Genomic DNA, 22,270 nt, shown 5'->3' on the forward strand with positions numbered 1-22,270 from the left:
GTCGTGTGGTGGTGGGTGGTTCAAATTATTGTTGTTTCAGGGCCTGGCAAAACTGGACGATCCGGGTCGCGGCTTCAACCCCTTCGTCGACCTCGGCAACCAGCGCCATGCGAATCCGGTTCTGGCCGGGATTGATCCCGTGCGCTTCGCGCGCCAAGTAGCTGCCAGGCAACACTGTCACATTATATTCGGCATACAGGCGGCGTGCGAATTCCGTGTCGGTCAGGCCGCTGCGGCGCACATCGGCCCACAGGTAGAAGCCGGCATCGGGCAATTCCACGTCCATCACCTGCTTGAGCATTGGCGTGACCAGGTGGAACTTTTCGCGGTACTTGTTGCGGTTCTCCTGGACGTGGGTTTCATCGTTCCAGGCCGCAATCGAGGCCGCCTGCACCGGCGGCGACATGGCGCCGCCGCAATAGGTACGGTACAGCAGGAACTTCTTGATGACGGCAGGGTCGCCTGCGACGAAGCCGGAGCGCATGCCCGGCACGTTGGAGCGCTTCGACAGACTGGAAAACACGATCAGATTGGCATACGGGCGCTCGCCGCCACTGCGCCCGAGCTGGTGCGCCGCTTCCAGCGCGCCCAGCGGGGCGGCACTGCCATGGTAAATCTCGGAATAGCACTCGTCGGCGGCAATCACAAAGCCATGCCGGTCGGCCAGGGCAAACAGCTGCTGCCAGTCGTCCAGGCTGAGCGTGGCGCCCGTGGGATTGCCTGGCGAGCACAGGTACAGCAATTGCACGCGCGGCCAGATAGCGTCGGGCACGCTGGTGTAATCGCAGGCGAAATTGCGGCCCGGCTCGGAATTGACGAAGTAGGGTTCAGCGCCGGCCAGAAACGCCGCGCCTTCATAAATTTGGTAAAACGGGTTGGGCGACATCACCAGCGGGCCCGGCTGGGCCGCATCGACCACGCAATGGGCAATGCCAAACAGTGCTTCACGCGAGCCATTGACGGGCAGTACCTGGGTGGCGGGATTAAGCGCGGGAATGCCGTAACGCCGCTCCAGCCAGCCGGCGATGGCGCCGCGCAAGGCATCGCTGCCGGCCGTGGTCGGATAATTGGCCAGGCCCTGCACCGCGTGCGACAGCGCCTTTTGAATAAACGCGGGGGTTGGATGCTTGGGTTCGCCAATGCCAAGGCTGATGGGCGCAAACGCTGGATTCGGGGTCACCCCGACAAACAATTGACGCAGTTTTTCAAACGGGTAGGGGTGCAACTTGTCGAGATGTGGGTTCACGGCGGTACCAGGTTATCTAGGACGAAACAGCGTCATTATTATAGGCGACATTGTGCGCCTTCGCGCCATGCGCCCGGATTGACGCCGGACCATTCCTTGAAGGCGTGGGTGAACGCACTTTGTTCCTGGTAACCGAGCAAAAACGCGATATCGACCAGCGACAGGCTGTCCTGCCGCAAATAATCGGTGGCCAGCGCAAAGCGGGCCTGGTCCAGCACCTGCTGGAAGCTGGCGCCCGCCTCATTGAGCTTGCGCTGCAGGGTGCGCGGCGACAGGTTCAGCTGTTCGGCAATCGACGACAGCCGCACCCGGTCATGCGCCAGATTGCGGATGATGGCCGCATGCACCTGGGCCGCGATGCCTTGCTCGCTGCGGTTGCGTTCCTTGAGCAGGGTTTCGGCGTGCTGCTGCAGCACGGGGTACAGGCTGGCATCGGCGTTCGGCACCGGCCAGGCCAGCAGCTGGGCCGGGAAGTGGGCCGCATTCACGCTGGCGCCAAACTCGGGCATGGCCCCGAAGATGCGCACGTACTCGGCGCCATCGGCTTGCTGGCCATGCACGAACTGCATTTTGGGCGAGGGCAGCGTCATGCCCGCCAACCATGTGCTGAACACGCGGATCCCGGCAAACACGCTTTCCACCAGATGGCGGTTGGCGCTCGGGTAGTTGCTTAGCCATTGGTACTGGGCCAGCTCGCCGTCGCGCGCCAGCGCCGAGCGCCCCAGATCGTGCGCCAGCTGTTCGTAGCGCATGGTCTGCTCGAACACCTGGCCGAAGTCGCGGCAAGCCAGCAGAATCAGGCCATACACGCTGTAAGTGCCCAGCTTGACTCGTTCCCCCACGTGCAAACCGAAGTGCGGATCGTTGGCCAGGTGGGCGCCCACCGCCAGCAAGTGCACATAGTCGGCCGCTGCCAGCGAATCGGGAATGGGCTGCAGGGCGTCCGGCGCCAGGCCGGCGGCCACGGCCAGTGCGCGCGCATCCACGCCACGCGCTTCGGCTGCTTCGAGCAGGGGCTGCAAATACGAACCCGTGACGCGCCGCGCGTCAGGTTGTGCTGCTGGCATGTTTGAGCAAGGAGGTTGTCATAAAAGCGCAATACGAAAGTAACGGGCGGCGTTACTCTGCCAGCTAGATAAACAGGGCAAGTATAACGGGAAAAACGCATGAAACGGTGGAACGGATGGGGCGACGACGCCATTGAATTTGCGCTGGGCGACGCGGCGCTGGCATTTTTGCAGGCGCGCCTGGGCAGCGGCGTGCGCACTGACGACGCCAGTTTCGACGCCACCTGCGCCCAGCTCAAGCGTTCACGCCTGCCGTGGCACCCGCTGGTCGAGACCGCGCCCTCGGTGCGCCTGGCCAATGCCTTGGGCCAGAGCCTGCCGGACTGGCTGCGCCTGCGCCACGGCCGCATCGATACCGCGCCCGACGGCGTGGCCTTTCCCGAAAGCGCGGACCAGGTGCGCGAACTGCTCGACTTTGCCGCCAGCTGCGGCGCCCTGGTGATCCCCTGCGGCGGCGCCACCAGCGTGGCCGGCCACCTGACCGTGCCCGACAGCGCGGCGCCGGTGCTGACGGTGAACATGGCGCGCATGCGGGCGCTGCGCAACCTCGATCCGGACGCACTGCTGGCCACCTTCGAGGCCGGCGTGTTCGGCCCCGACCTGGAAGCGCAGCTGCGCGCGCACGGCTACACGCTGGGCCATTTTCCGCAATCGTTTGAATACTCCACGCTGGGCGGCTGGATCGTCACGCGTTCATCGGGACAGCAATCGCTGCGTTACGGACGCATCGAGCAGCTGTTCGCAGGCGGCCGCGTCGAGACCCCGGCCGGCCGCCTCGATTTGCCCACCTTCCCGGCCTCGGCTGCCGGCACCGATCTGCGCGAAATGGTGCTCGGTTCCGAAGGGCGGCTGGGCATTCTGACCGAAGCGGCCGTGCGCATCACGCCCTTGCCGCCGTTTGAAGCCTTCCACGCCGTGTTCTTCCCGGACTGGGACAGCGCGGCCCTGGCCACGCGCCAGATCGCCCAGGCAAAGCTGCCCTTGTCGATGCTGCGCCTGTCCAACCCGCTCGAAACCGTGACCATGCTGACCCTGGCCGGGCACAAGCGCCTGGTGGGTGCGCTCGAGACTTATCTGCGCTGGCGCGGCTGCGCCGACGGCAAATGCATGCTGATGATCGGCGTGAGCGGCGCCAAAGGCCCGGCCAGCAGCGCGCTGGGGGCGGCGCTGGCGCTGGCGCGCAAGCAGGGCGGCGTCCACGTGGGCCGCAAGATGGGCGACAAATGGAAGCAGAACCGCTTCCGCAATGTCTACCTGCGCAACACCGCCTGGCAGCATGGTTATGCCATCGACACCGTGGAAACCGCGGTCGACTGGCCGGGCGTGACGGGCATGATGCAGGCGGTCGAGCAAGCCGCAACGGACGCCATGGCCGCGCGCGGTGAACGGGTGCACGCCTACACCCACCTGTCGCACATGTATGCGCAGGGCGCCAGCGTGTACACCACGTTCGTGTACCGCCTGTCGGGCAGCTACGAAGGCGATCTGGCGCGCTGGCGTGCGCTCAAGGGCGCCGTCTCGCAAGCCATTGTCGACAATGGCGGCACCATCAGTCACCAGCACGGCGTGGGCTCCGACCACGCGCCTTATCTGGCGGCCGAGAAGGGCGAACTGGGCATCGGCGCCATGCAAGCGCTGTTCCGCCACTTCGATCCGGCTGGCTGCATGAACCCGGGCAAACTGGTGGCTGCGTGAGCGGCCCCTGGCAAACGGGCTGGCGCGCGTCGCTGCCAGCCCTGGCCGCGCGCGAGTGGGATGTGCTGATCATTGGCGGCGGTATCACCGGGGCCGGCATTTTGCTGGAAGCGGCGCGCCGCGGCCTGAAAGCGTTGCTGGTGGAGCAGCGCGATTTCGCCTGGGGCACCTCGAGCCGCTCGTCCAAGCTGGTGCACGGTGGCCTGCGCTATCTGAAGGAAGGCAAATTCGGCCTGACGCGCGAATCGGTGCAGGAACGCGATGGTCTGCTGCGCGACGCGCGCGGCCTGGTCGAGCCGCAAAGTTTTGCCTTTGGCGACTACGCGGGCGGCAAGCCAGGTCGCAAGACCTTCCTGCTGGGGCTGGCCATTTATGATCTGCTGTCCGGCCGCCGCGAACGGCATGCCATCGGCCACAGCGAATTTCTGATGATGGCGCCCAACATCGCGCGCAGCGCCCTGCAGGGCGGCATGTGCTACACCGATGCCAAAACCGACGACGCGCGCCTGGTGCTGCGCGTGCTGCAACAAGCCCAGGCCCATGGCGGCGTGGCTGTCAATTACATGGCTGCCGACAGCTTGCTGCGCTCGGGCAGCACCGTGATTGGCGCGCGCCTGGTTGACGGCGTGGACGGCAGCGCTCACGAAGTGCGGGCGCGCCTGGTCATCAATGCCACTGGCGCCTGGGCCGACCAGCTGCGCGGCCAGACCGGCGCCCCCGCCAAAATCCGCCCGCTGCGCGGCAGCCACCTGATTTTCCCGGCCTGGCGCCTGCCGCTGGCGCAGGCCGTCAGTCTGATGCACCCGCACGACGGCCGCCCCGTGTTTGCCTATCCCTGGGAAGGGGTGACGCTGGTGGGCACCACCGATGTCGATCATGGCGCCAGTCTGAAGGCCGAAGCAGCCATCACGCGCCCCGAGCTGGACTACCTGATGCAGGCCTTGCAGCACGCCTTTCCCGATCTGCCGCTGGCCGAGGGCGACATTCTGGCCACCTACGCCGGCGTGCGGCCGGTGATCGACAGCGGCCAGCTGGACCCATCGAAGGAAGGACGCGAGCACGCGGTCTGGATCGACGACGGCCTGATGACCGTCACCGGCGGCAAGCTGACCACCTTCCGCGTGATCGCCCTCGACGCGCTCAGGCGCGCCATGCCGCTGCTGCCGGGCTGGGACGATGCGCTCGAGCCGCACCCGATTTTCATGCCGCCGGCGCCGGCCCGCCTGCGCTTGCGTGGCAGCCAGCGCGCCCGCCTGGAAGGGCGCTACGGCGATGCGGCTGGCGCACTGGTGGCGGCGGCCCGCCCCGGCGAAATGGAACTGATTCCCGGCACCCAGACCTTCTGGGCCGAGCTGCGCTGGGCCGCGCGTGCTGAAGCCGTGCTGCACCTGGAAGACTTGCTGCTGCGGCGCACCCGCCTGGGTCTGCAGCTGCGCGGCGGCGGCACCGGCCACATGGCGCGCATTCGCGCCATCTGCCAGGACGAGTTGGGCTGGGACGACGCGCACTGGACCGCGTCCGAAGCGGCCTATCTGGCATTATGGAAGTCCCACTACAGTTTGCCAACATGAAGACCATTCTCGCCATCGACAACGGGACCCAGAGCGTGCGGGCGATCCTGTTCGACTTGCACGGCAATATCGTGGCCAAGTCCCAGGTGCACCTGGAGCCGTATTTCTCGGCCCAACCGGGCTGGGCCGAGCATTGCGCCAATGGCTACTGGGACGCCGTGTGCCAGGCCTGCCAGGGCCTGTGGACGCAGGACGGGGTCGACAAGACGGCAGTGCAGGGCGTGGCCGTGACCACCCAGCGCGGCACCATTGTCACGCTGGACCGCGACGGCCAGCCGCTGCGTCCGGCCATCACCTGGCTCGACCAGCGCCGTACCGAGACCGTGCCGCCGATTGGCAAGTGGTGGGACCTGGCGTTCCGGCTGGCACGGGTCAAGGACACGGTCGACTTTTTCCGCGGCGAGGCCGAAGTCAACTGGATCAAGGCGCACGAACCGGCCATCTGGGCAAAAACCGACAAGGTGCTGCTGCTGTCGGGCTTTTTGAACTACAAGCTCAGTGGCACCTTTGCCGACTCCACCGGCTCCCAGGTGGCCTACCTGCCATTCGACTACAAGCGCCAGCGCTGGGCCAAGCCGGGCGACTGGAAGTGGCAGGCACTGGCGGTGCAGCCGCACATGCTCAATGCCCTGGTAGCGCCGGGCACCCGGATTGGCGCCATCACGCCGGCTGCCGCTGCCGCCAGCGGCATTCCGGCCGGCTTGCCACTGCTGGCGGCCGCCGCCGACAAGGCCTGCGAAGTGATTGGCGCGGGCTGCCAGGCGCCCCACATCGGCTGCCTGAGCTACGGCACCACCGCCACCATCAACACCACCAGCCCCACCTATGTGGAAGTGACGCCCTTCATTCCGCCGTACCCGGCCGCCATTGCGCACGCCTACAGTACCGAAGTGCAGATCTTTCGCGGCTACTGGATGGTCAACTGGTTCAAGGAGCAGTTCGGGCACCTCGAGCGCGCGCGCGCGCTGGCCGAAGACATCGCGCCCGAGCAATTGTTCGACGAACTGGTCAATGCGGTGCCGGCCGGTTCCATGGGCTTGATGCTGCAACCGTACTGGACGCCCGGCATCAAGGTGCCGGGACCGGAAGCGAAGGGCGCCATTATCGGCTTTGGCGATGTGCATACCCGTGCTCACGTGTACCGCGCCATTCTGGAAGGCCTGGCCTACGCCCTGCGCGAAGGCAAGGAACGGATCGAACGGCGCAGCGGCGTGCCCATTACCGAACTGCGCGTCTCCGGCGGCGGCTCGCAGAGCGACGCGGCCATGCAGCTCACGGCGGACATTTTCGGCTTGCCCACGGCGCGCCCGCATGTCTACGAAACCTCCGGCCTGGGCGCGGCCATTGATGCAGCCGTGGGTCTGGGCCTGTATCCGGATTTCGCCACGGCGATTGCCGCCATGACGCGGGTGGGGCGCGTGTTCGAGCCGATTGCCGCCAACCAGGCCATCTACGAGCGCCTGTACCGGCGCGTCTACAAGAAAATGTACGAGCGGCTGCAACCCATGTATGCCGACATTGCCGCCATCACCGGGTACCCGACCCCGCGCTGAGGGTGCTTACAGCCGGATTTCGCTATCGAGCAGAAAGTCGCGCGTGACTTCGCTGTGTACGGCGATGCGCCCGATCTTGCCCGGGGCAAAATGCAAGCCCTGCAAGGCAGCCAGCACGAGCGCGCGTTCAGCCTCGTTCAATTCATCTTTCTCGAACCGCACTGCCGTCACATTGCCCATCACATCGATGGATAGTGTCACCGTGGCCGCCTGCGGCGCCACGCCTGGCACGATCAACAAGGTGTCGCCCACGAGCTGATCGACCAGCACCGGTTCCTGGGTCAATTCGCGTGCAGTGAAATAGCGTACGGGAGCAGGCTCGTGCTGCGCCGTTGGTGTGGCAGGGGAAGGGGAGAGCTGCGCGGCAGGCGCCGTGTTGGCCGCTGCGGCAGTCGGTACGGCTTGGACAGCAGGCGCCGCGCTGGCGCGCTGTGCCGGGACCAGGCGCAGCGCCAGAGGAGGCGCCGCGCGCGGCCCGGACGGCAGGGCGCCGTCCGGAGTGGTGTTGCTGGTCAAGAAGAACAGGGCGGCACCGCCATGGGCCGCCACAGACAACAACAAGGCAACTGCAACGCGATACTGTTTGTTCAATGCCACTTTTTAATCAAACAGTTCACGCCACATGACGCGGTTCACTTTCAACGTGCTCGGGGTGTTCGGGTCGCCACCATCGCCCAGCTGCACTTCCTTCGGCGTTGGGGTCTTGCCGTCCGCCGTCACCGAATAGATGACCGAGGTGCCGTTAGGCAGCGTGGCAACAGTCAGACCAACGATTGGCGACGTGATCTTGTTGCCCGCTGGTACGTCCGTCTTCAAGTCGTTACCGGTCAGGCCACCGAGCTGATACAGCCAGCTGTAGCCGCCAGGCTGGCAGGCCGACGCCGTTGGCACGGTGGTCGAGAAGATGACCGTGGTGCCAAACAGTTGCGGATCGATCGTGACGCGCTCGCCCGCATCGGCCAGCTTCGAGTACCAGCCAAACTTGGTGGTCCAGTCAATCGCGTTGTCGCTAAAGGTGCGCGAGGTGGCGGTGGTGGCCACCGTCTGTTCCACCAGTTTGGTCATGTCGGTCAGCGTGGTGCTCGCATCGTCCTTGATTGCGAACAGGCTCTGCGGACGCACGTCGGTCAGGTCGCTGTCACCAAGATAACGGCCACTACCGAAATAGACCACGTACTTGGCTTTCGATCCGCTTGGCGCAGGGCCGATTTCAGGCGCAACCATGATGGGCTTGGTCGAACCGAAGGACACCAGCTTGGTCAGGGCGCCCGTGGTCAGGTTGATGCGCCACATATTGCCGTACAGATCGCCGCCGTAGGCGCCAATCGACAAGTTCTCTTCAACGAAGTTCTCCACGACCACGTTCAATTTTGCCAGACCGCTTGGATCGCTGGCCGTGCCTTCATTCGTGGTGATGGTGCGGATCGGTTTGCCGGTGGCCAGGTCCAGCACAAACACATAACCCTTGCCGTCCGCGCCACTGTACTTGCCACCTTCGGGCACGTTGTTGTAACCGGAGCTCAGCACCGCGACCCAGGTTTTGTTCGCGTCGTTGAGTTTGGTCATGTAGGCGGTGCCGTAGCTGTAGCCCATGTTCTGGTTTTCTTCAGCCGTGTAGTTCCACAGCAGCTTCGGGGTGCCAGGATCGGTCACATCCATGGCGTAGTAACCGCGGCCACCCTTGCCCAGACCGCCGATGAGGATGGTGCGCCATTCGCCATTGATCTGTACGTCGCTCATCGACAGCGGACCGTCCAGGTAGTAGCGGTGATTGTTTTCGTAGTTGGTGTCGAGCAGGCGCCACATATCCTTCATGATCACCGGTGGCACATACGCCCAGCGTTCGGTGCCGGTCTTGCCATCAAATGCATGCAGCATGCCATCGTTGGATTGCACATACAGGGTTGGATCACGCGCTTCCTTCAATTTCTTGAAGGTGGCATACGTCGGATCGACGAAGCCGAACGGCGGCGCCTTCACATAGATCGGCTGCGAGTGCACGATATCGCCCAGAACTTTTTCGCGATCGCGGTACAGGCGCTGGTAGGCGCCGAAGCTGGCATCGCGGTCCTGGTCTTCGTAACGGTCCTGGCCACGCAGAGCCTTGATCATCAGCGCTGGGGTGGCAGCACTCTTCTGGGCCGCATTCCAGTCGGCATACTGGCTCAGCTTGGTGTTATCGAAATAGGCCAGCAGCGTGGCAGGCAGCTCGGTTGCGGTGAAGTTGACCAGCTTGCTGCCATCGTGCGTATAAATGACGCGGGTATCGGCGTCGCCGCCAGCGACAATCTTCGCCCGCAGCAGCGCTTCGCTTTGCCATACCGCGGTGGCGCCGATCGCGCCGGTATTCAGATCGATCGGATAGGCGCTCAGTTCGCCATCCCACTTCTGGGTACGGTACGTTGCAATGAAGATCGAATTGTCGCCAGCAACCGGCTGCAAGTTCGAGGTTGCCGCAGCGGCGCCGCTACCGGTGGTGCGTTCAATACTGTTGAGGGCGCGTTTCATGCCCGCTTCCAGCGCGTTCGGATCCTGGGTACTGAAGTAGGTACCGCGGCCATTGACTGCGGCGTGCCACAAGTCATCAATCGTCTCTTGCGAGTTGGACGTCACTTTTGGCCACGATTTCGACCCTTGCTTGATGTCGAAATAGTCGCCCGAGGTGCTGGTCTTGTAGGCATCGTCGTAGTTCAAGGTGCCGTCCAGGCCCAGCGACACGGTAAACGTCGTCATGTGCTGGTGCTGGGCGACGTCATCGACGTCCACATTGGCGCCCGATGGCGGCACATTGTTGGTGCACAAGTCCGGCGTGGTGCAGTTGGTGCGCAAGTCGGTGTGGTAGTAGTAATACGCAATGTCAGCCAGGGTGTCCGGGGTTTTCAGATCATCGCGCGATGGGCGCGACACCGTGGCTGCGCCATCGATGTCGTCGACAGCCGGATTGTAGTTGTCGTTCCAGTAACCGTCAGTGGCCAGAATGGTGAAATTGCGCTGGCACGAATACTGGATCGGATCGCCGTAGGCAGCCGTATTGGTGCCAGAATACATTTTGCCCAAGGAGTCGAGCGAGGTACGCAAGGGCGTACCGCCGCTTGGTACGCTGGCATACAAATTGTTGTAGAACGCGGTCTTTTGCGCAGCATCAAAGTTGGCGATCTTGACGATGGCCGGGTTGTTGATGGTGGTCATCCCGACACGGGCGTGCAGGAAGTTTTCATCGGCTGGATCGAGCGCCAGTGCCGCCCCGGTTTTCGGGGTGCCGCGCACATCGCGGAACGACAGGCCGATCGCGCTCTTGGTCATTTGCATGCGGGTACGATACCAGGTGTACCAGGTTGCAAAATTGGTCATCTCTTCCGCATAGGTACAAGCGGCGCCAGCGCAGTCGGTGCGCGAAATGGCTTTGGTCGGGAACACAGTACCGGGCTTGATGTCCACGCGCGACCAGTTAAAGAAGCGCACATACTTGTACGTGGCATCCTTCTTGGCCTGGCAGGTACCGGCCCTGCCGTAGTTTTGCTGGGGCGAGACGTCCGCCGCGCTGCACCATTCGACATTCACGTTGTAGTAGTAGGGCGCGCCGTACTGCACCTTCATGACCTTGTAGGTGCCGTTCGGGTACAGATACTTGTTGCCTTCCAGGGCTGATTTGCAGTTGGCCGACGGTGGCGTGTCGTTGCTGCTCAGGCACCAGACGCGCTCTGGATAGCTGGTCACCAGATTGGTGACCGAATTCGCATTGAGCACGGGGCAATTGCCGCCTGCCGCATTCGGCGTACAGGCACTCGTGCCTGGCGCCTGGGTGGCGGTGCTGTCCACGCGCTGGATGCCGTAACCGTCACTGGCAGCGGCGGTCCAGCTCAACGGGTTGGCATACGAAATGGCGGTGGCCACACCCAGTGCCGGGCGCGGGTTGCCGTCGGCATTGACGGGCCAGCTATAGCGCACTTCCGGGTTGTAATACAAGCCGTTGAAGCCGGAGGCGAAATACGGCGGATCGCCTTGTTCGCACAGCAGCAGGGAATTGGTCGACGTCACGCCGCGGCACCAGGGGACAAACGCGCCCGGCGAGGTGTAGCGCACAAAGTCGGGCATGTAATCCCAGCTCATGCTGCCCGAGTTGTCGAGGTCGAACATAATGTTCGGCAGAATGGCCGTGGTGGTGGCATTTGCCAGCGGGGCGTCCGCCAGGTCGGTCGTGGCGGCAGCGGCGTGAGGCGAAACCACGCTCATGCATACCCCGAACGACAGCAAGCCGGTGCGGACAAATCGGTTCAATTGGGAGGACATAGTGTTCCTTTCGTTTCATCTCGCGCAGACTGCCAGCGGCAACCTGCGCAGAAGGGGATTCAAAGTGCCTTGGTTGACACGATCGCTTGCACGTAGCTCACGTTGTTCTTGGGGCCGGCAATGCGCATGGTGATGCGGAAGTAGCCACTCGGGTTTTTCAGTGGGCCGGTACCATTGATGTCGTATTGCAGCGTTGGCAAACTAATACCGAAGCTGCCGATGGCTGCCTTGCCCGAGGTAATGTCGACTGAGCAGGTCGACGCATTCAGCGGGCCGGTGGTATTGCACATGCGGTTGATGCGATACGAAACGATATTCCCGGCGGCATCCTTGGGCAAACTCACCACGCCCGCGCCGTTCCAGTCCAGGTCGTCGGTTTTCAGACCGGGCGTCTTGTTGCCCGTGATGTCAAGCGCGTCCTGGTTGGTGGCGTAGTAGCCGGCGCCCGGGTTGTCCTGTTCCGTGTTTTGTTTCGGCACGGTCAGATAGGCGCCGGCAGTGTCGATGGCGATATCGGCACTGTTGGTGGCGCTTTGTTTGAAGGCCACATTGCCGGCAATCGCCGTCGTGGTGTCAACCGAGTTCAGCATCGCCAGGCTGGCCAGCGTCATGGCGGCCAGAATGATCAGTGTAACGATCAGGATAATGCCGCGCTGGGCATGCACCGGCGCGACCGTCCATGCGGGCCGGCCCGCGCGTCGGGAAAGAGGCGTTGCGATCATAAGTTACTCCAAATAACGTTGCGCAATGGGATCACGGTTTCAAATGATTTGTGCTGGTAGCAATTCCAATCGGCCGGATACGATGCCGTGGTGAACTTTGCCCAGGTCGACCATTTGGCCGCCATGGCTGCCGTCGTGCTCAGACAGGCTTCGCCCTTGGCCGGCTTTTCGTACTGCGCACTGCGGGCGACGATGGCAACCCGGATGGCCTTGATGCGTTTTGCGTCCACCGGCGAGGGATTGGCCCAAGTGCCCGTCGGGTCGACCCAGGTATCAACGGTTTGCGAATTGACAGGGGCAATCCCGTACTGGGTTTGCATGTCGATAATTTCAGGGGTGACCACGTCATTGACCAGGGGCGGGGTGGTCGAATTGTCCGAGCGCTGCAATATGCGCTGGGTGCTGTTGACGCTGTACTGGCGCTGGAAGAAGGCAGCCGTGCTTGGCTTTTTGATGCAGGCCACGGTCGAATTGACCGAGTGCTTTTGCCAGTTTGCCGCGATTTGCTCGGTCTGCGGCGGATTGAACGGACTGGCGGTATCGTGCGTAATCTTCAGCGTGGCCGGGGTGATCGTGGTGGCCTGAACCAGGCTGCATTGTCCGACGGCGCCGTTGTCGGGCTCCTGGATCAGCAGCAAGTCGCCAGCGGCGCAGCCGGTCACGCTCGAGACGGTCAATTCATCGGCTGCCGTGTTCATCGTGTTTTTGAGCAAGCCGATTGCTGGCACGCGGTAGGTATCGAGCGCTGGGTTCGAATAATATTGCACCGTGATGGTATCGGCCTTGGTGCCGCCGTCCAGCAATTGCACACTGGCGAAGGTGAAATTGGCGATGGGGCCGGCCGCACCGCCGCAACTGGCGTTGCCGTTGCAATAGGTCTTGGTGGTGGTGCAGCGTTTGTAGGCGTTGGTATCGAGCCCCCAGCCTGCCATTTTCAAATCGCGTTCAATCATCATGAAGGCGATAGCGCCGTTCGCCTGCGCATCACTGCCGCCGGTGGTCGCCCGTTTGCGCGATTCAGACAAGTTGAAAACCTGCATGATGACAACCATGGCGATCAAGCCGATGACCATCGCCACCATGATTTCAACCAGGGTGAAGCCTTTGTTTGCGTTTCTCATTACCATTCCTCTATGAACCGTTGATACGGGTAACGGTGGTGTACTTGTGCGCCGCCGGTTCCCCGTTCAATTTCCACGTGATTGTGATGGTGACGTCCATGCCATTCACGGCAACCGAGCGGGTGGCATTGGGCAGGCCGGTGATCGCGGTATTGGTTTCCTGGAAGGAACCGAGCTGGTCTTTTTTGATCCACATTTCGCCAATCATCTGGTTGGCCAAAAAGCTGGCATCCAGGCGATTCTTGGCGTCGGCGGTGGCGCGCATTGTGCTCGCCTGCATCCCGATGATGGCCAGAATGCCGAGCGAGAAAATCACGATGGCGATCATCGCTTCAATCAGCAGGGAGCCACCCTGCGACTTTGCTGGCCGTGTTGGTTTGTTCATCTGCATTCTCCTTATCTGCAGCCTTGCGGCGTGACCGACAGCTTGACTGACGGGTCGCACATCCGCACCTGGCCGGTATTGCTGACGGTGACGACGAAACGCTTGCCGCCCTGGTCAGCCGTCACGTCAATGCGGGTGATGTCAGCGCCAGCGTTTGTGGTGGGCACGCGTCCGAGGCCATTGAAGGTCACGCCAGCGGGCAATTCAGTGGTGTACGCAATCGCGGCGGCAAAGGGGTCAGGCGCGGGCGCGGCGGGAACCACGATTTTGCTGACACCCACGCGCGCATTGCCAGAACTGACATAGGTGCGGATCGGGGTCGCGGTCGGGCAACTTGGCATGTCGTTCACGCAAGTGACCTTCCAGTCTGCAACGCCATTGGCATTGGTCAAGTCAAAGCGCACCAGCGCATTGCGGCCCACCGCTTCACTGCGCGCCATCTGCAAGCCATTGGCAATCGACTCGGCGGCACGGCGATTTTGCGAATCCTGCATCCATTGCTGCAGAGTGGGAATGCCCAGGCCGAGAACCAGCGCGATGATCGCAATGCCGATCATCAGCTCCAGAAGGGTGAACCCAAGCTGGCGGCGCGGCTTTAGCATACGCCACCTTTACGGGTCACCCAGCAGTTGATGGTGGCAGTACCCCATTTGCCATCGGCTGGCAGACCGGTGGTCAGGCGGTTGTTTTCCTGGTCGATGGAGTAGACAAAGTCTTTCACTTTGGCAGTACCAGTGGCCACCACCTTGAATTCGGTTGCGGTCAGAGTAGGGCAGGTGTAGACAAAGTCGTCGGCCGCAGGCAGGGGCGCCACGGTACCGGCGGCGCAGGCGCCCACATAGGTTTTATTGTCCAGGAAGTACTGCTCGAGCTTCACGCGCTGAATGGCCAGGGTGGCGGCGGCAGCTGGCAGGCGGCTACGGGTGATGTAATCCTTGTAGCCTGGCAAAGCCAGGCCGGCCAGAATGGCAATGATGGCCAGCGAAATCATCAATTCGATCAGGGTGAAGCCGCTCGAACGGGCTGCTTTCAGGGTGACTCGGTTTTTCATAATGGATTTCCTTTGAAGGGTTGGACCGCCGCCCGCAAGACGGACCTGGGTTCAGGCTATGTTGCTTAGTATAAATACCTTACCTGTCGATAAGCTGACTGCAAGCTGACAAAATGCTGACGAATGCACGCCCAGAAATATTTTCTGTGTTTATTTTGATGCAAGGAAATAAAAGGATAGGCCAAAAATTGCCAAAAGGCAATTCTGTCATTAGTGCCGTGACATCAGCTTGACCGCTTCCCAGCTGTCCGGGCCAGCGTGCACGGCAACAATCCGGTTGCGGCCGGCGTCCTTGGCAGCGTACATGGCGCGGTCGGCTGCCTGCACGCTGTCGGCCAGCAGGTCGAGCTGGGAAGGAATGATGGTGATCACGCCCACGCTGGCCGTGAGCCAGGCGCTGCTGGGCGAGCGGGGATGGGGCAGTTGCAGCGCTTCGATGGCGCTGCGGATCGACTCGGCCATGGTGCAGGCGGCATTGGCGTCGGTCTCGCCAAACAACAGGGCAAATTCTTCGCCGCCATAGCGCGCGGCCAGATCGGTGGCGCGCGGGGCGTGCGCGGCCAGCACGGCGGCCACGGCGCGCAGCGCGCTGTCGCCGGCCGCGTGGCCCAGTTCGTCGTTGTAGAGCTTGAAATGGTCGACATCGAGCATGATCAGCGATAGCGGCTGGCCGCTGCGCACCGCGCGCTGCCATTCAAGCTCGACCACGTTGTCGAAATGGCGCCGGTTGGCAATGCGGGTCAGGGGATCGGCCAGGGCGGCCCGCTCGAGCGCCACTTGCTGCTGCTTGCGGTGTGAAATGTCGTGCAGCTGGCCAATGAACAAGGCTTGCCCGTCCACCTGCATGGGTGTCAGGGTCAGATCCATTTCCCGCTCCACGCCGTCGCGATGATGGATCGCCACTTCGCGCGTGCCGTGGCTGTCACTGCGGGCCGGGTCGGCCGCGCAACTGGAAAAATACTGCAGATAGTCAGCTGCCACCGGGGCGTGCAGCAGTTCCGTGATCGAATGGCCGGCCAGTTCGCCCGCGCCATAGCCGAGGTAACTGTCGCAGGCGGGATTGGTGTAGTCGATCTGACCGTTGCCCTGCACGATCATCAAGCCTTCGGCCATGGTGTCGATCATGGTGCGCAGGCGGCGCGATTGTTCCCATTGTTCCGATGCTTGGGGCTGGGCAGTGCGTGGCGCGGCGCCGGGCAGGCGCGCGCGTACCCGGGCGCACACTTCCGCCATGCGCAGCGGCTTGCCGATATAGTCCACCGCGCCGCGTTCGAAGCCGGCCACCACATCATGCGCTTCATTGCGCGCGCTCATGAAAATGACGGGGATATGTTCGGTGTCGGGATGCAGCTTGAGCTGACGGCAGGTTTCCAGGCCGTCCATGCCCGGCATCATCACGTCGAGCAGAATCAGGTCCGGGTGGACCTGCTTGGCCAGGCCCAGCGCGCGCTCGCCCGAATTGGCGACAAAGGTGCGGTAACCCTGGCGCGCCATGGTCGTGCGCAAGGTGTCAAGGTGGGCGGGCGCGTCGTCGACAATCAGGATGGCCGATTCGCGCCACGCGGTAGCGGCGCTGTTCATGGGCCAATAATACGCCCGGGAACGGCAGAGTGAAAGTTACTTACTGGAATTAGTCGTTAATTTGCAACCATGACCAGGAGCGCCGGGGCGGGCGCCCCGGCGCAAGCTGCCCTTACAGCTGGGCGGCAATCAATTTCGCCAGAATCGCTACGCCTTCGCGGATGCGCTCGGGCGGCACCGTGACAAACGACAGGCGCAAGGTGTTGGTTTCCGCTTCGTTGGCATAGAACGGTGCGCCGGGCACGAAGGCCACTTTGGCGGCAATGGCCTGGTCCAGCAGCTTCATCGCGTCGATCTGCTTGGGCAGCGTGACCCAGATGAACATGCCGCCTTCCGGCTTGGTCCAGGTGACGCCTTCAGGGAAGGTCGCTTCCATCGCATCGAGCATGACCTGGCACTGGTTGGCGTACAGGGCGCGGATGGTCGGAATGTGCTGCTCGAGGAAGCCATCCTTGACGACCTCGTACACCACCATCTGGGTCAGCTGGGCAGTGTGCAGGTCGGCTGCCTGCTTGGCCAGTTCGAGGCGGCGCACCAGCGGCAGCGGCGCGACCACATAGCCCAGGCGGATGCCCGGGGTCAGGACCTTGGAGAACGAGCCCATGTAGATGACGCCGTCCGGGTTCATGTTCAACATTTTTGGATACGGCTCGCCCTTGTAGCTGAGGGCGCCGTACGGATCGTCCTCGATCAGGGGGATGCCGTGGCGGGCGCAGGTTTCCACCAGTTCCTGGCGGCGTTCGATGGACAGGCTGCGGCCGGTCGGGTTCTGGAAGTTCGGCAGCGCGTACAACATGCGCGCGCCTTCCGCGACGGCATCGATGGACGAAGGCACCAGGCCATGTTCGTCGGTGGCGACCGACTTGAATTCAGGGCGATACACCGAGAACGCTTGCAGCGCGCCCAGGTAGCTCGGGGTTTCCACCAGCACGCGTGAACCCTCGTCGATCAGCACCTTGCCCAGCAAGTCGAGCGCCTGCTGCGAGCCGGACGTCATCAACACTTGTTCCGGCAAAATCTTGCAGGTGGCCGTGGACAGGGAATTGGCAATCCATTCGCGCAGCAGCGGGTAGCCGTCGGTCGGACCGTATTGCAGGGCCACTTTGCCGTTCGACGACAGCACCTTGTCGAAGGCCGCTTTCATGTGCTCGACCGGGAAGGTGGCAGGCGAAGGCAGACCGCCGGCAAAGGAAATGATTTCCGGGCGCTGGGTGATCTTCAGGATTTCGCGGATGAAGGAGCTTTGCAGCTGCTGCGCGCGCTCCGAGAAACGCCATTCGATCGGGTTGGGATTTTCAATTTTCATGCTGGTCTCACAGGGAAAAGGGGCCGCGTCGGTACATGGCCATTATAGAGCACGCTTGGTAAGCGCACTGGAAAGGAGGGCGCCGGGTAGGCCCCCTCCGCATCGGATTAGTCCGCGATTTCGGCGATCATTTCGATCTCGACGCAGGCACCCAGGGGAATCTGGGCCACGCCGAAGGCCGAGCGGGCATGCTTGCCGGCGTCGCCAAATACCTCGCCCAGCAGGGTCGAGCAACCGTTGGTCACCAGGTGATGCTCGGTGAAGTCGGGGCTGGAATTGACCAGGCTCATCACCTTGACGATGCGCTTGACGCGGTTCAGGTCGCCGCCACAGGCTTGCTGGAGCGTGCCCATCAGGTCGATGGCAATGTTGCGCGCCGCGGCCTGGCCCTGTTCGGTACTGGTATCTTTGCCCAGCTGGCCGACGATCACGCTGCCATCGGCATGCTTGGCCAGGTGGCCCGACAGGAACACCAGGTTACCGGTTTGAACGTACATGACATAGGCGGCGGCCGGGGCGGCTGGCGCCTTGAGGGTGATATCGAGGGCGCTGAGTTTTTCGTAGACGGACATGGCGATTCCTGGTGCGTTAATTGAGAGACAAGGCGGTATTGTACGTCGCGCGACCTGGCATTCCCATCGGAATTGCGACGCAGAATATCATTTGCGGACAAAGATCAGTGCATGGCCCTGTTCGGATAATTTTAGTCGGCCATCGGGCAAAATATCGAATGCTGTGCCGGTCGGGGCCGCCTCGACCAGGAGTACGCGCCCGTCGACCTTGTAGGGCAGGGCGCGCGGCAAGGGCGGCAGTCCGGGGCGCGGCGCCTTGTAGTCGCTGCCGTCCGGGTTGGCGCGGTAATACTTGCCGTGGCTGAGGCGAAAGGCCGGCTCACCCTGCTCGGTGCGGTAGCTGCCTTCCAGGTTGGGGGCGCAAGCGGTTAGGCAGAAGGGAAGAAAGAGCACCGCAGTTTTCATGAGCTTTCCTTTGGTCTAAGTCTCTATAGGTCCCCGCCTTCGCGAGGACGATGTGCCGTCGTCCTCGCGAAGGCGGGGACCTATTCCACCTCAGCTCCGCCGCACCGCCATGCGCCGCCCGGTGCCCACGACCGCAATCACCGCCACCGCAAAACCCAGATTGGCCCAGGTCAGCGGCTCACTTAGCACCAGCCACGCCCCACCCAGCGTAAAGAAAGGCTGCATCAGCTGCACCTGCCCCACCCGCGCAATACCGCCGCGCACCATCCCGCCATACCAGAACAGAAATCCCACATACATCGAAAACACGCTCACATAGCCAAACCCCAGCCAGGCCTTGACGCCAGCGGCGCCGATCGCGTTCATCTGGGGATAAGACAGCCACAGCAGTACAGGCGCGAGCAGCGGCGCGGCCAGCACCAGCGCCCAGCTGATCACTTGCTGGCCACCCATGCTGCGTGCCAGGCGCGCCCCTTCGGCGTAGCCCAGCGCCGCCAGCAGCACCGCCGCCAGCATCAGCGCGTCAGCCCGATGCAGACTGCCCCCGCTCTGCTGCAGCGCGAAGGCAATCACCAGCGCCGACCCGGCCAGTGCCATGCCCCAGAAGCCGCGCGATGGCTTCTCGTTGCCGCGCAGCGCGGACACGGCAGCCGTGGCCAGCGGCAAAATCCCGACCAGCACCGCGCCGTGCGAGGCCGGCACGGTCTTGAGCGCGATCGAGGTCAGCCACGGAAAGCCGATCACGCAGCCGCCTGCCACCACGGCCAGCGGCAGCAGCGCCGCGCGGGGCGGGAACGGCAGCCGCTTGTAGAGCAGCCAGCAGGCAGCAAGCAGGGCCGCCGCCACAGCCCGCCCCAAAGCGACAAAGTCGGGCGGCAGGTCGGCCACGGCCAGGCGGGTGGCCGGAAAGGTCATGCCGAACATGGCCACGCCGATCAAGCCCAGCAGCATGCCGGCACTGTCGTCGGACCAGCGGGCTGCGTGAGCAAGGTGCAAGCTGCGCGCCATCTCAAGGCCCCTGCAGCACGTGACGAAACAGGTCCGCATCCACATTGCCGCCCGTGAGGGGCAGTCCGAGTTTACGGCCCTTGAGCGCGCCGCTGGCGTGCATCTGCATGGCAGCGGCCAGCGGCGCCGCGCCGGCTCCCTCGGCCAGATTGTGGGTGGCGCGGTAGTACAGGCGCATGGCATGGGCCACCTCGTCATCGGTCACGGCAATGATATCGTCGGCATATTCCAGAATCGCGCCCAGCGAAGCCTGGTCCGGCTGGCGGCAAGCCAGGCCGTCCGCCAGTACGGTGGACACAGGCGCGCTGATGCTGCGTCCGGCGCGAAACGACAGCTGATAGGCCGGCGCGTGGCTCGACACCACGCCTACCACGCGCGTCTTCGAGCCCAGCGCATTGCGCGCCGCAATGGCAGCGCAGATGCCCGAACCCTGGCCGATCGGTACCAGCACCAGGTCCAGGTCGGGCTGGGCGCGCAGCAGTTCGAGCCAGCCAGTGGCGACACCGGCCACCAGATCTTCGTGCCATGACGGCACCATGTGCAAGTGCTCCTCGCGCGCCACTTGCTGCGCATGTTCGCGGCAAGCCTGAAAATCGCTGCCCACTTCGATCAGCTGTGCGCCCAGCGCGCGCATGGCGGCGTTCTTTTCCACGCTGTTCCCGAATGGGACGTAGATGCGCACCGCCACGCCGTGGCGCGCCGCCGCATACGCCACCGACTGGCCATGGTTGCCGCGCGTGGCCGCCATTACCGTGGTCAGATGCGGTTCGCGCCGCGTCAGCGCGTCCATGTAGACCAGGCCGCCGCGCACCTTGAAAGCGCCCAGCGGACTGTGGTTTTCATGCTTGACCCAGGTTTCGGCGCCCAGGGCCTGGTTCAACTGCGGCCAGCTGTACTGCGGCGTGGGCGGCATGGCGCGGTAGACCACGGCAGCGGCAGCATCGAGTTGGGCGAGAGTCGGTTTGTACATGGCAGCTTTCAGTGCTTGGAACAGAGAGGCGATGGGTGTATCCTAGACTTAAAAACCAGTACAGTGCCAGTACACTTATCCATATAATTTTGCATACTGTGACGGTAAGATGACCAATACACGCCTTGCGGAAGCACCAGCACCGTTCGAGACCATGCTGACCCGTGGCACGGGCGAATCGCTGATAGACCAGATCGTGCGCTCGGTGGCCGCGCGCATTGACGACAAAGTCTTGCGCAGCGGCGCGCGCATGCCCTCGATCCGCCAGTTCGCCGCCACCCATGGCGTATCGGCCTTCACCGTGGTTGCCAGTTACGACAAGCTGGTGGCCAAGGGCTATGTCGAGTCGCGCCGCGGCGCCGGCTTCTTTGTGCGCGAGCGCTCGCCGCTCAATCTGGGTGAACGTTCGGCGGCCGTGCCGCAGGCCAGCGAAGCCATCGAGCACAAGCCGCTGGACGTGGTCTGGCTGATTCGAAACATGTTCCGCCAGGCCCCGCACCAGCAAGTACCGGGGTCGGGTTTGCTGCCATCGGACTGGCTCGATGGCCCGCTGGTGTCGAATGCACTGCGCGACGTTGGTCGCCAGGGCGGCAGCGCGCTGCTCAATTACGGCGCGCCACAGGGCTTTCTGCCCTTGCGCCAGCAGCTTCAGCTCAAACTGGCCGAGCTGGAAATCGAGGCCGCGCCCGAGCAGCTGGTCACCACGGTTGGCATCACCCAGGCGCTCGACCTGGTGGCGCGTGAATTTACCCGGCCTGGCGACACCATTCTGGTGGACGATCCGGCCTGGTTTTTGATGTTTGGTTCATTTGCGGCGCTGGGGGCCAAGGTGGTGGGGGTGCCGCGTCTGGCAGACGGTCCCGATATCGCCCAGCTGGCCGCCATGGCGGCGCTGCACAAGCCCAAGCTGTACGTGATCAACTCAGTGCTGCACAACCCCACCTCGACCTCGCTCTCGGCGGCGAAGGCCTTCCAGGTGCTGCGCCTGGCCGAAGAACACGGCTTTACCATTGTCGAAGACGATATCTACTGCGACCTGCATCCGGGCAGCGCGGTGCAGCCGGCCACCCGTCTTGCCGCGCTGGACCAGCTGCGGCGCGTGATTTACCTGGGCGGCTTTTCCAAGTCGATGTCGGCCAATTTGCGGGTCGGCTTCATCGCCACCTCGCACGAATGGGCCCAGCGCCTGTGCGACCGCAAGATGCTGGCCACGCTCACCACCAGCGACATTGGCGAGCGGGTGGTGTACAAGATTTTGTCCGAGGGGCTGTACCGCAAGCATGTGGATCGGGTACGCACCCGCCTTGACAGTGTGCGCGCCAAGACCGTGCGCCAGATGGAAAAAGCCGGTCTGCGGGTCGATGTGGCGCCGCCGGCGGGCATGTTCGTGTGGGTCGACGCCGGTTGCGACACCAATGTCTTGACCGAACGCGCCATGGCCGATGGCTTGCTGCTGGCGCCCGGCAGCCTGTTTTCGCCCAGTCAGTTGCCTTCAACCAAGATGCGCCTGAACGTGGCCACCGTTCAGGAACCGACCCTGTGGTCCTTCCTAGAGCGCCAGCTGCGCTGATACATCGCCCTCGCGAAGGCGGGGGCCTATTCCGCGCCACCGGATTCGGCTACGTGGAATGGGGGGCTCGCATGCGAGCCCGCCTTCGCGAGGGCGATGAAAAGGTCTTGAAATAAGGCCAAGCACCCCCATCTCGCTCCAATCCGTTCAACCTGTC

19 protein-coding genes are annotated in these 22,270 nt (G+C 63.4%); 4 read left to right on the plus strand and 15 right to left on the minus strand.

Features of this window, described 5'->3' with window-relative positions; genetic code table 11:
• Positions 1-25: 25 nt before the first annotated feature.
• On the minus strand, positions 26-1,246 hold the full coding sequence (gene dapC / locus BUC24_RS05660) for a succinyldiaminopimelate transaminase (RefSeq protein WP_073213119.1): 1,221 nt from the start codon (positions 1,244-1,246) through the stop codon (positions 26-28).
• Between the two features lie 38 nt (positions 1,247-1,284).
• Complete coding sequence (locus BUC24_RS05665) at positions 1,285-2,313, minus strand: AraC family transcriptional regulator (RefSeq protein WP_073213120.1); 1,029 nt, start codon at positions 2,311-2,313, stop codon at positions 1,285-1,287.
• 99 nt (positions 2,314-2,412) lie between these two features.
• On the opposite strand from BUC24_RS05665, the gene BUC24_RS05670 reads away from it, so the two are divergent.
• From BUC24_RS05670 to BUC24_RS05680, 3 genes are read left to right on the plus strand one after another with little or no spacing between them, the layout of a single operon-like run.
• The gene (locus BUC24_RS05670) at positions 2,413-4,008 is read left to right on the plus strand and encodes an FAD-binding oxidoreductase (RefSeq protein ID WP_073213121.1); all 1,596 of its coding nucleotides are present in this window, start codon (positions 2,413-2,415) and stop codon (positions 4,006-4,008) included.
• A complete protein-coding gene (locus BUC24_RS05675; RefSeq protein WP_073213122.1) occupies positions 4,005-5,579 on the plus strand; it encodes a glycerol-3-phosphate dehydrogenase/oxidase in 1,575 nt (524 codons plus the stop codon). Before BUC24_RS05670 ends, BUC24_RS05675 begins: the two co-directional genes overlap by 4 nt.
• Positions 5,576-7,132, plus strand: a complete 1,557-nt coding sequence (locus BUC24_RS05680) for an FGGY-family carbohydrate kinase (RefSeq protein ID WP_073213123.1) — start codon at positions 5,576-5,578, stop codon at positions 7,130-7,132. The genes BUC24_RS05675 and BUC24_RS05680 overlap by 4 nt, the downstream gene beginning before the upstream one ends.
• A gap of 6 nt (positions 7,133-7,138) precedes the next feature.
• On the opposite strand, the gene BUC24_RS05685 is transcribed toward BUC24_RS05680, so the two are convergent.
• The 13 genes from BUC24_RS05685 to BUC24_RS05745 all read right to left on the minus strand — a co-directional run bounded on the left by BUC24_RS05685 (position 7,139) and on the right by BUC24_RS05745 (position 20,543).
• Positions 7,139-7,729: a hypothetical protein gene (locus tag BUC24_RS05685; protein ID WP_143167397.1), complete on the minus strand. Its 591-nt coding sequence runs from the start codon at positions 7,727-7,729 to the stop codon at positions 7,139-7,141.
• A 3-nt stretch (positions 7,730-7,732) separates the two neighbouring features.
• Positions 7,733-11,422 (minus strand): pilus assembly protein, encoded by a 3,690-nt coding sequence (locus BUC24_RS05690; protein ID WP_083598722.1) that lies wholly within the window; start codon positions 11,420-11,422, stop codon positions 7,733-7,735.
• Positions 11,423-11,481: 59 nt separating this feature from the next.
• Positions 11,482-12,144, minus strand: a complete 663-nt coding sequence (locus tag BUC24_RS05695) for a hypothetical protein (protein WP_073213126.1) — start codon at positions 12,142-12,144, stop codon at positions 11,482-11,484.
• Positions 12,141-13,265 (minus strand): PilW family protein, encoded by a 1,125-nt coding sequence (locus BUC24_RS05700; protein ID WP_178372479.1) that lies wholly within the window; start codon positions 13,263-13,265, stop codon positions 12,141-12,143. The genes BUC24_RS05695 and BUC24_RS05700 overlap by 4 nt, the downstream gene beginning before the upstream one ends.
• Positions 13,266-13,275: 10 nt before the next feature.
• On the minus strand, positions 13,276-13,650 hold the full coding sequence (locus BUC24_RS05705; protein WP_073213128.1) for a type IV pilus modification PilV family protein: 375 nt from the start codon (positions 13,648-13,650) through the stop codon (positions 13,276-13,278).
• An 11-nt stretch (positions 13,651-13,661) separates the two neighbouring features.
• Complete coding sequence (locus tag BUC24_RS05710) at positions 13,662-14,252, minus strand: GspH/FimT family pseudopilin (RefSeq protein WP_073213129.1); 591 nt, start codon at positions 14,250-14,252, stop codon at positions 13,662-13,664.
• Complete coding sequence (locus BUC24_RS05715; protein WP_073213130.1) at positions 14,246-14,701, minus strand: type IV pilin protein; 456 nt, start codon at positions 14,699-14,701, stop codon at positions 14,246-14,248. The genes BUC24_RS05710 and BUC24_RS05715 overlap by 7 nt, the downstream gene beginning before the upstream one ends.
• Positions 14,702-14,911: 210 nt before the next feature.
• Positions 14,912-16,282 (minus strand): diguanylate cyclase, encoded by a 1,371-nt coding sequence (locus BUC24_RS05720; protein WP_073213131.1) that lies wholly within the window; start codon positions 16,280-16,282, stop codon positions 14,912-14,914.
• Positions 16,283-16,394: 112 nt separating this feature from the next.
• Positions 16,395-17,588, minus strand: coding sequence for an aminotransferase-like domain-containing protein (locus BUC24_RS05725; protein WP_073213132.1), 1,194 nt, complete (start codon positions 17,586-17,588; stop codon positions 16,395-16,397).
• A 107-nt stretch (positions 17,589-17,695) separates the two neighbouring features.
• A complete protein-coding gene (locus BUC24_RS05730) occupies positions 17,696-18,160 on the minus strand; it encodes a RidA family protein (protein WP_073213133.1) in 465 nt (154 codons plus the stop codon).
• 87 nt (positions 18,161-18,247) lie between these two features.
• Positions 18,248-18,565, minus strand: a complete 318-nt coding sequence (locus BUC24_RS05735; RefSeq protein ID WP_073213134.1) for a hypothetical protein — start codon at positions 18,563-18,565, stop codon at positions 18,248-18,250.
• Positions 18,566-18,655: 90 nt separating this feature from the next.
• Positions 18,656-19,573 carry a DMT family transporter gene (locus BUC24_RS05740; protein ID WP_073213135.1) on the minus strand — a complete coding sequence of 306 codons (918 nt, stop codon included), beginning with the start codon at positions 19,571-19,573 and terminating at the stop codon, positions 18,656-18,658.
• Between the two features lies 1 nt (position 19,574).
• Positions 19,575-20,543, minus strand: coding sequence for a threonine dehydratase (locus BUC24_RS05745; RefSeq protein ID WP_073213136.1), 969 nt, complete (start codon positions 20,541-20,543; stop codon positions 19,575-19,577).
• A 109-nt stretch (positions 20,544-20,652) separates the two neighbouring features.
• Between BUC24_RS05745 and BUC24_RS05750 the strand changes: the two genes are divergently transcribed.
• Positions 20,653-22,113 (plus strand): aminotransferase-like domain-containing protein, encoded by a 1,461-nt coding sequence (locus BUC24_RS05750; RefSeq protein WP_073213137.1) that lies wholly within the window; start codon positions 20,653-20,655, stop codon positions 22,111-22,113.
• The last annotated feature ends 157 nt before the right edge of the window (positions 22,114-22,270 follow it).

Source organism: Massilia sp. CF038 (assembly GCF_900129765.1).
Lineage (GTDB): Bacteria > Pseudomonadota > Gammaproteobacteria > Burkholderiales > Burkholderiaceae_D > Telluria_A.

Bases quoted from the DNA above. Each gene is read 5' to 3' on its own strand.
- BUC24_RS05665 (WP_073213120.1), bottom strand. From the start codon at position 2,313: ATGCCAGCAGCACAACCTGACGCGCGGCGCGTCACGGGTTCGTATTTG.
- BUC24_RS05715 (WP_073213130.1), bottom strand. From the start codon at position 14,701: ATGAAAAACCGAGTCACCCTGAAAGCAGCCCGTTCGAGCGGCTTCACC.
- BUC24_RS05670 (WP_073213121.1), top strand. From the start codon at position 2,413: ATGAAACGGTGGAACGGATGGGGCGACGACGCCATTGAATTTGCGCTG.
- BUC24_RS05725 (WP_073213132.1), bottom strand. From the start codon at position 17,588: ATGAAAATTGAAAATCCCAACCCGATCGAATGGCGTTTCTCGGAGCGC.
- BUC24_RS05695 (WP_073213126.1), bottom strand. From the start codon at position 12,144: ATGATCGCAACGCCTCTTTCCCGACGCGCGGGCCGGCCCGCATGGACG.
- BUC24_RS05710 (WP_073213129.1), bottom strand. From the start codon at position 14,252: ATGCTAAAGCCGCGCCGCCAGCTTGGGTTCACCCTTCTGGAGCTGATG.
- BUC24_RS05680 (WP_073213123.1), top strand. From the start codon at position 5,576: ATGAAGACCATTCTCGCCATCGACAACGGGACCCAGAGCGTGCGGGCG.
- BUC24_RS05720 (WP_073213131.1), bottom strand. From the start codon at position 16,282: ATGAACAGCGCCGCTACCGCGTGGCGCGAATCGGCCATCCTGATTGTC.
- BUC24_RS05735 (WP_073213134.1), bottom strand. From the start codon at position 18,565: ATGAAAACTGCGGTGCTCTTTCTTCCCTTCTGCCTAACCGCTTGCGCC.
- BUC24_RS05705 (WP_073213128.1), bottom strand. From the start codon at position 13,650: ATGAACAAACCAACACGGCCAGCAAAGTCGCAGGGTGGCTCCCTGCTG.
- BUC24_RS05700 (WP_178372479.1), bottom strand. From the start codon at position 13,265: ATGAGAAACGCAAACAAAGGCTTCACCCTGGTTGAAATCATGGTGGCG.
- BUC24_RS05740 (WP_073213135.1), bottom strand. From the start codon at position 19,573: ATGGCGCGCAGCTTGCACCTTGCTCACGCAGCCCGCTGGTCCGACGAC.
- BUC24_RS05730 (WP_073213133.1), bottom strand. From the start codon at position 18,160: ATGTCCGTCTACGAAAAACTCAGCGCCCTCGATATCACCCTCAAGGCG.
- BUC24_RS05750 (WP_073213137.1), top strand. From the start codon at position 20,653: ATGACCAATACACGCCTTGCGGAAGCACCAGCACCGTTCGAGACCATG.
- BUC24_RS05690 (WP_083598722.1), bottom strand. From the start codon at position 11,422: ATGTCCTCCCAATTGAACCGATTTGTCCGCACCGGCTTGCTGTCGTTC.
- BUC24_RS05745 (WP_073213136.1), bottom strand. From the start codon at position 20,543: ATGTACAAACCGACTCTCGCCCAACTCGATGCTGCCGCTGCCGTGGTC.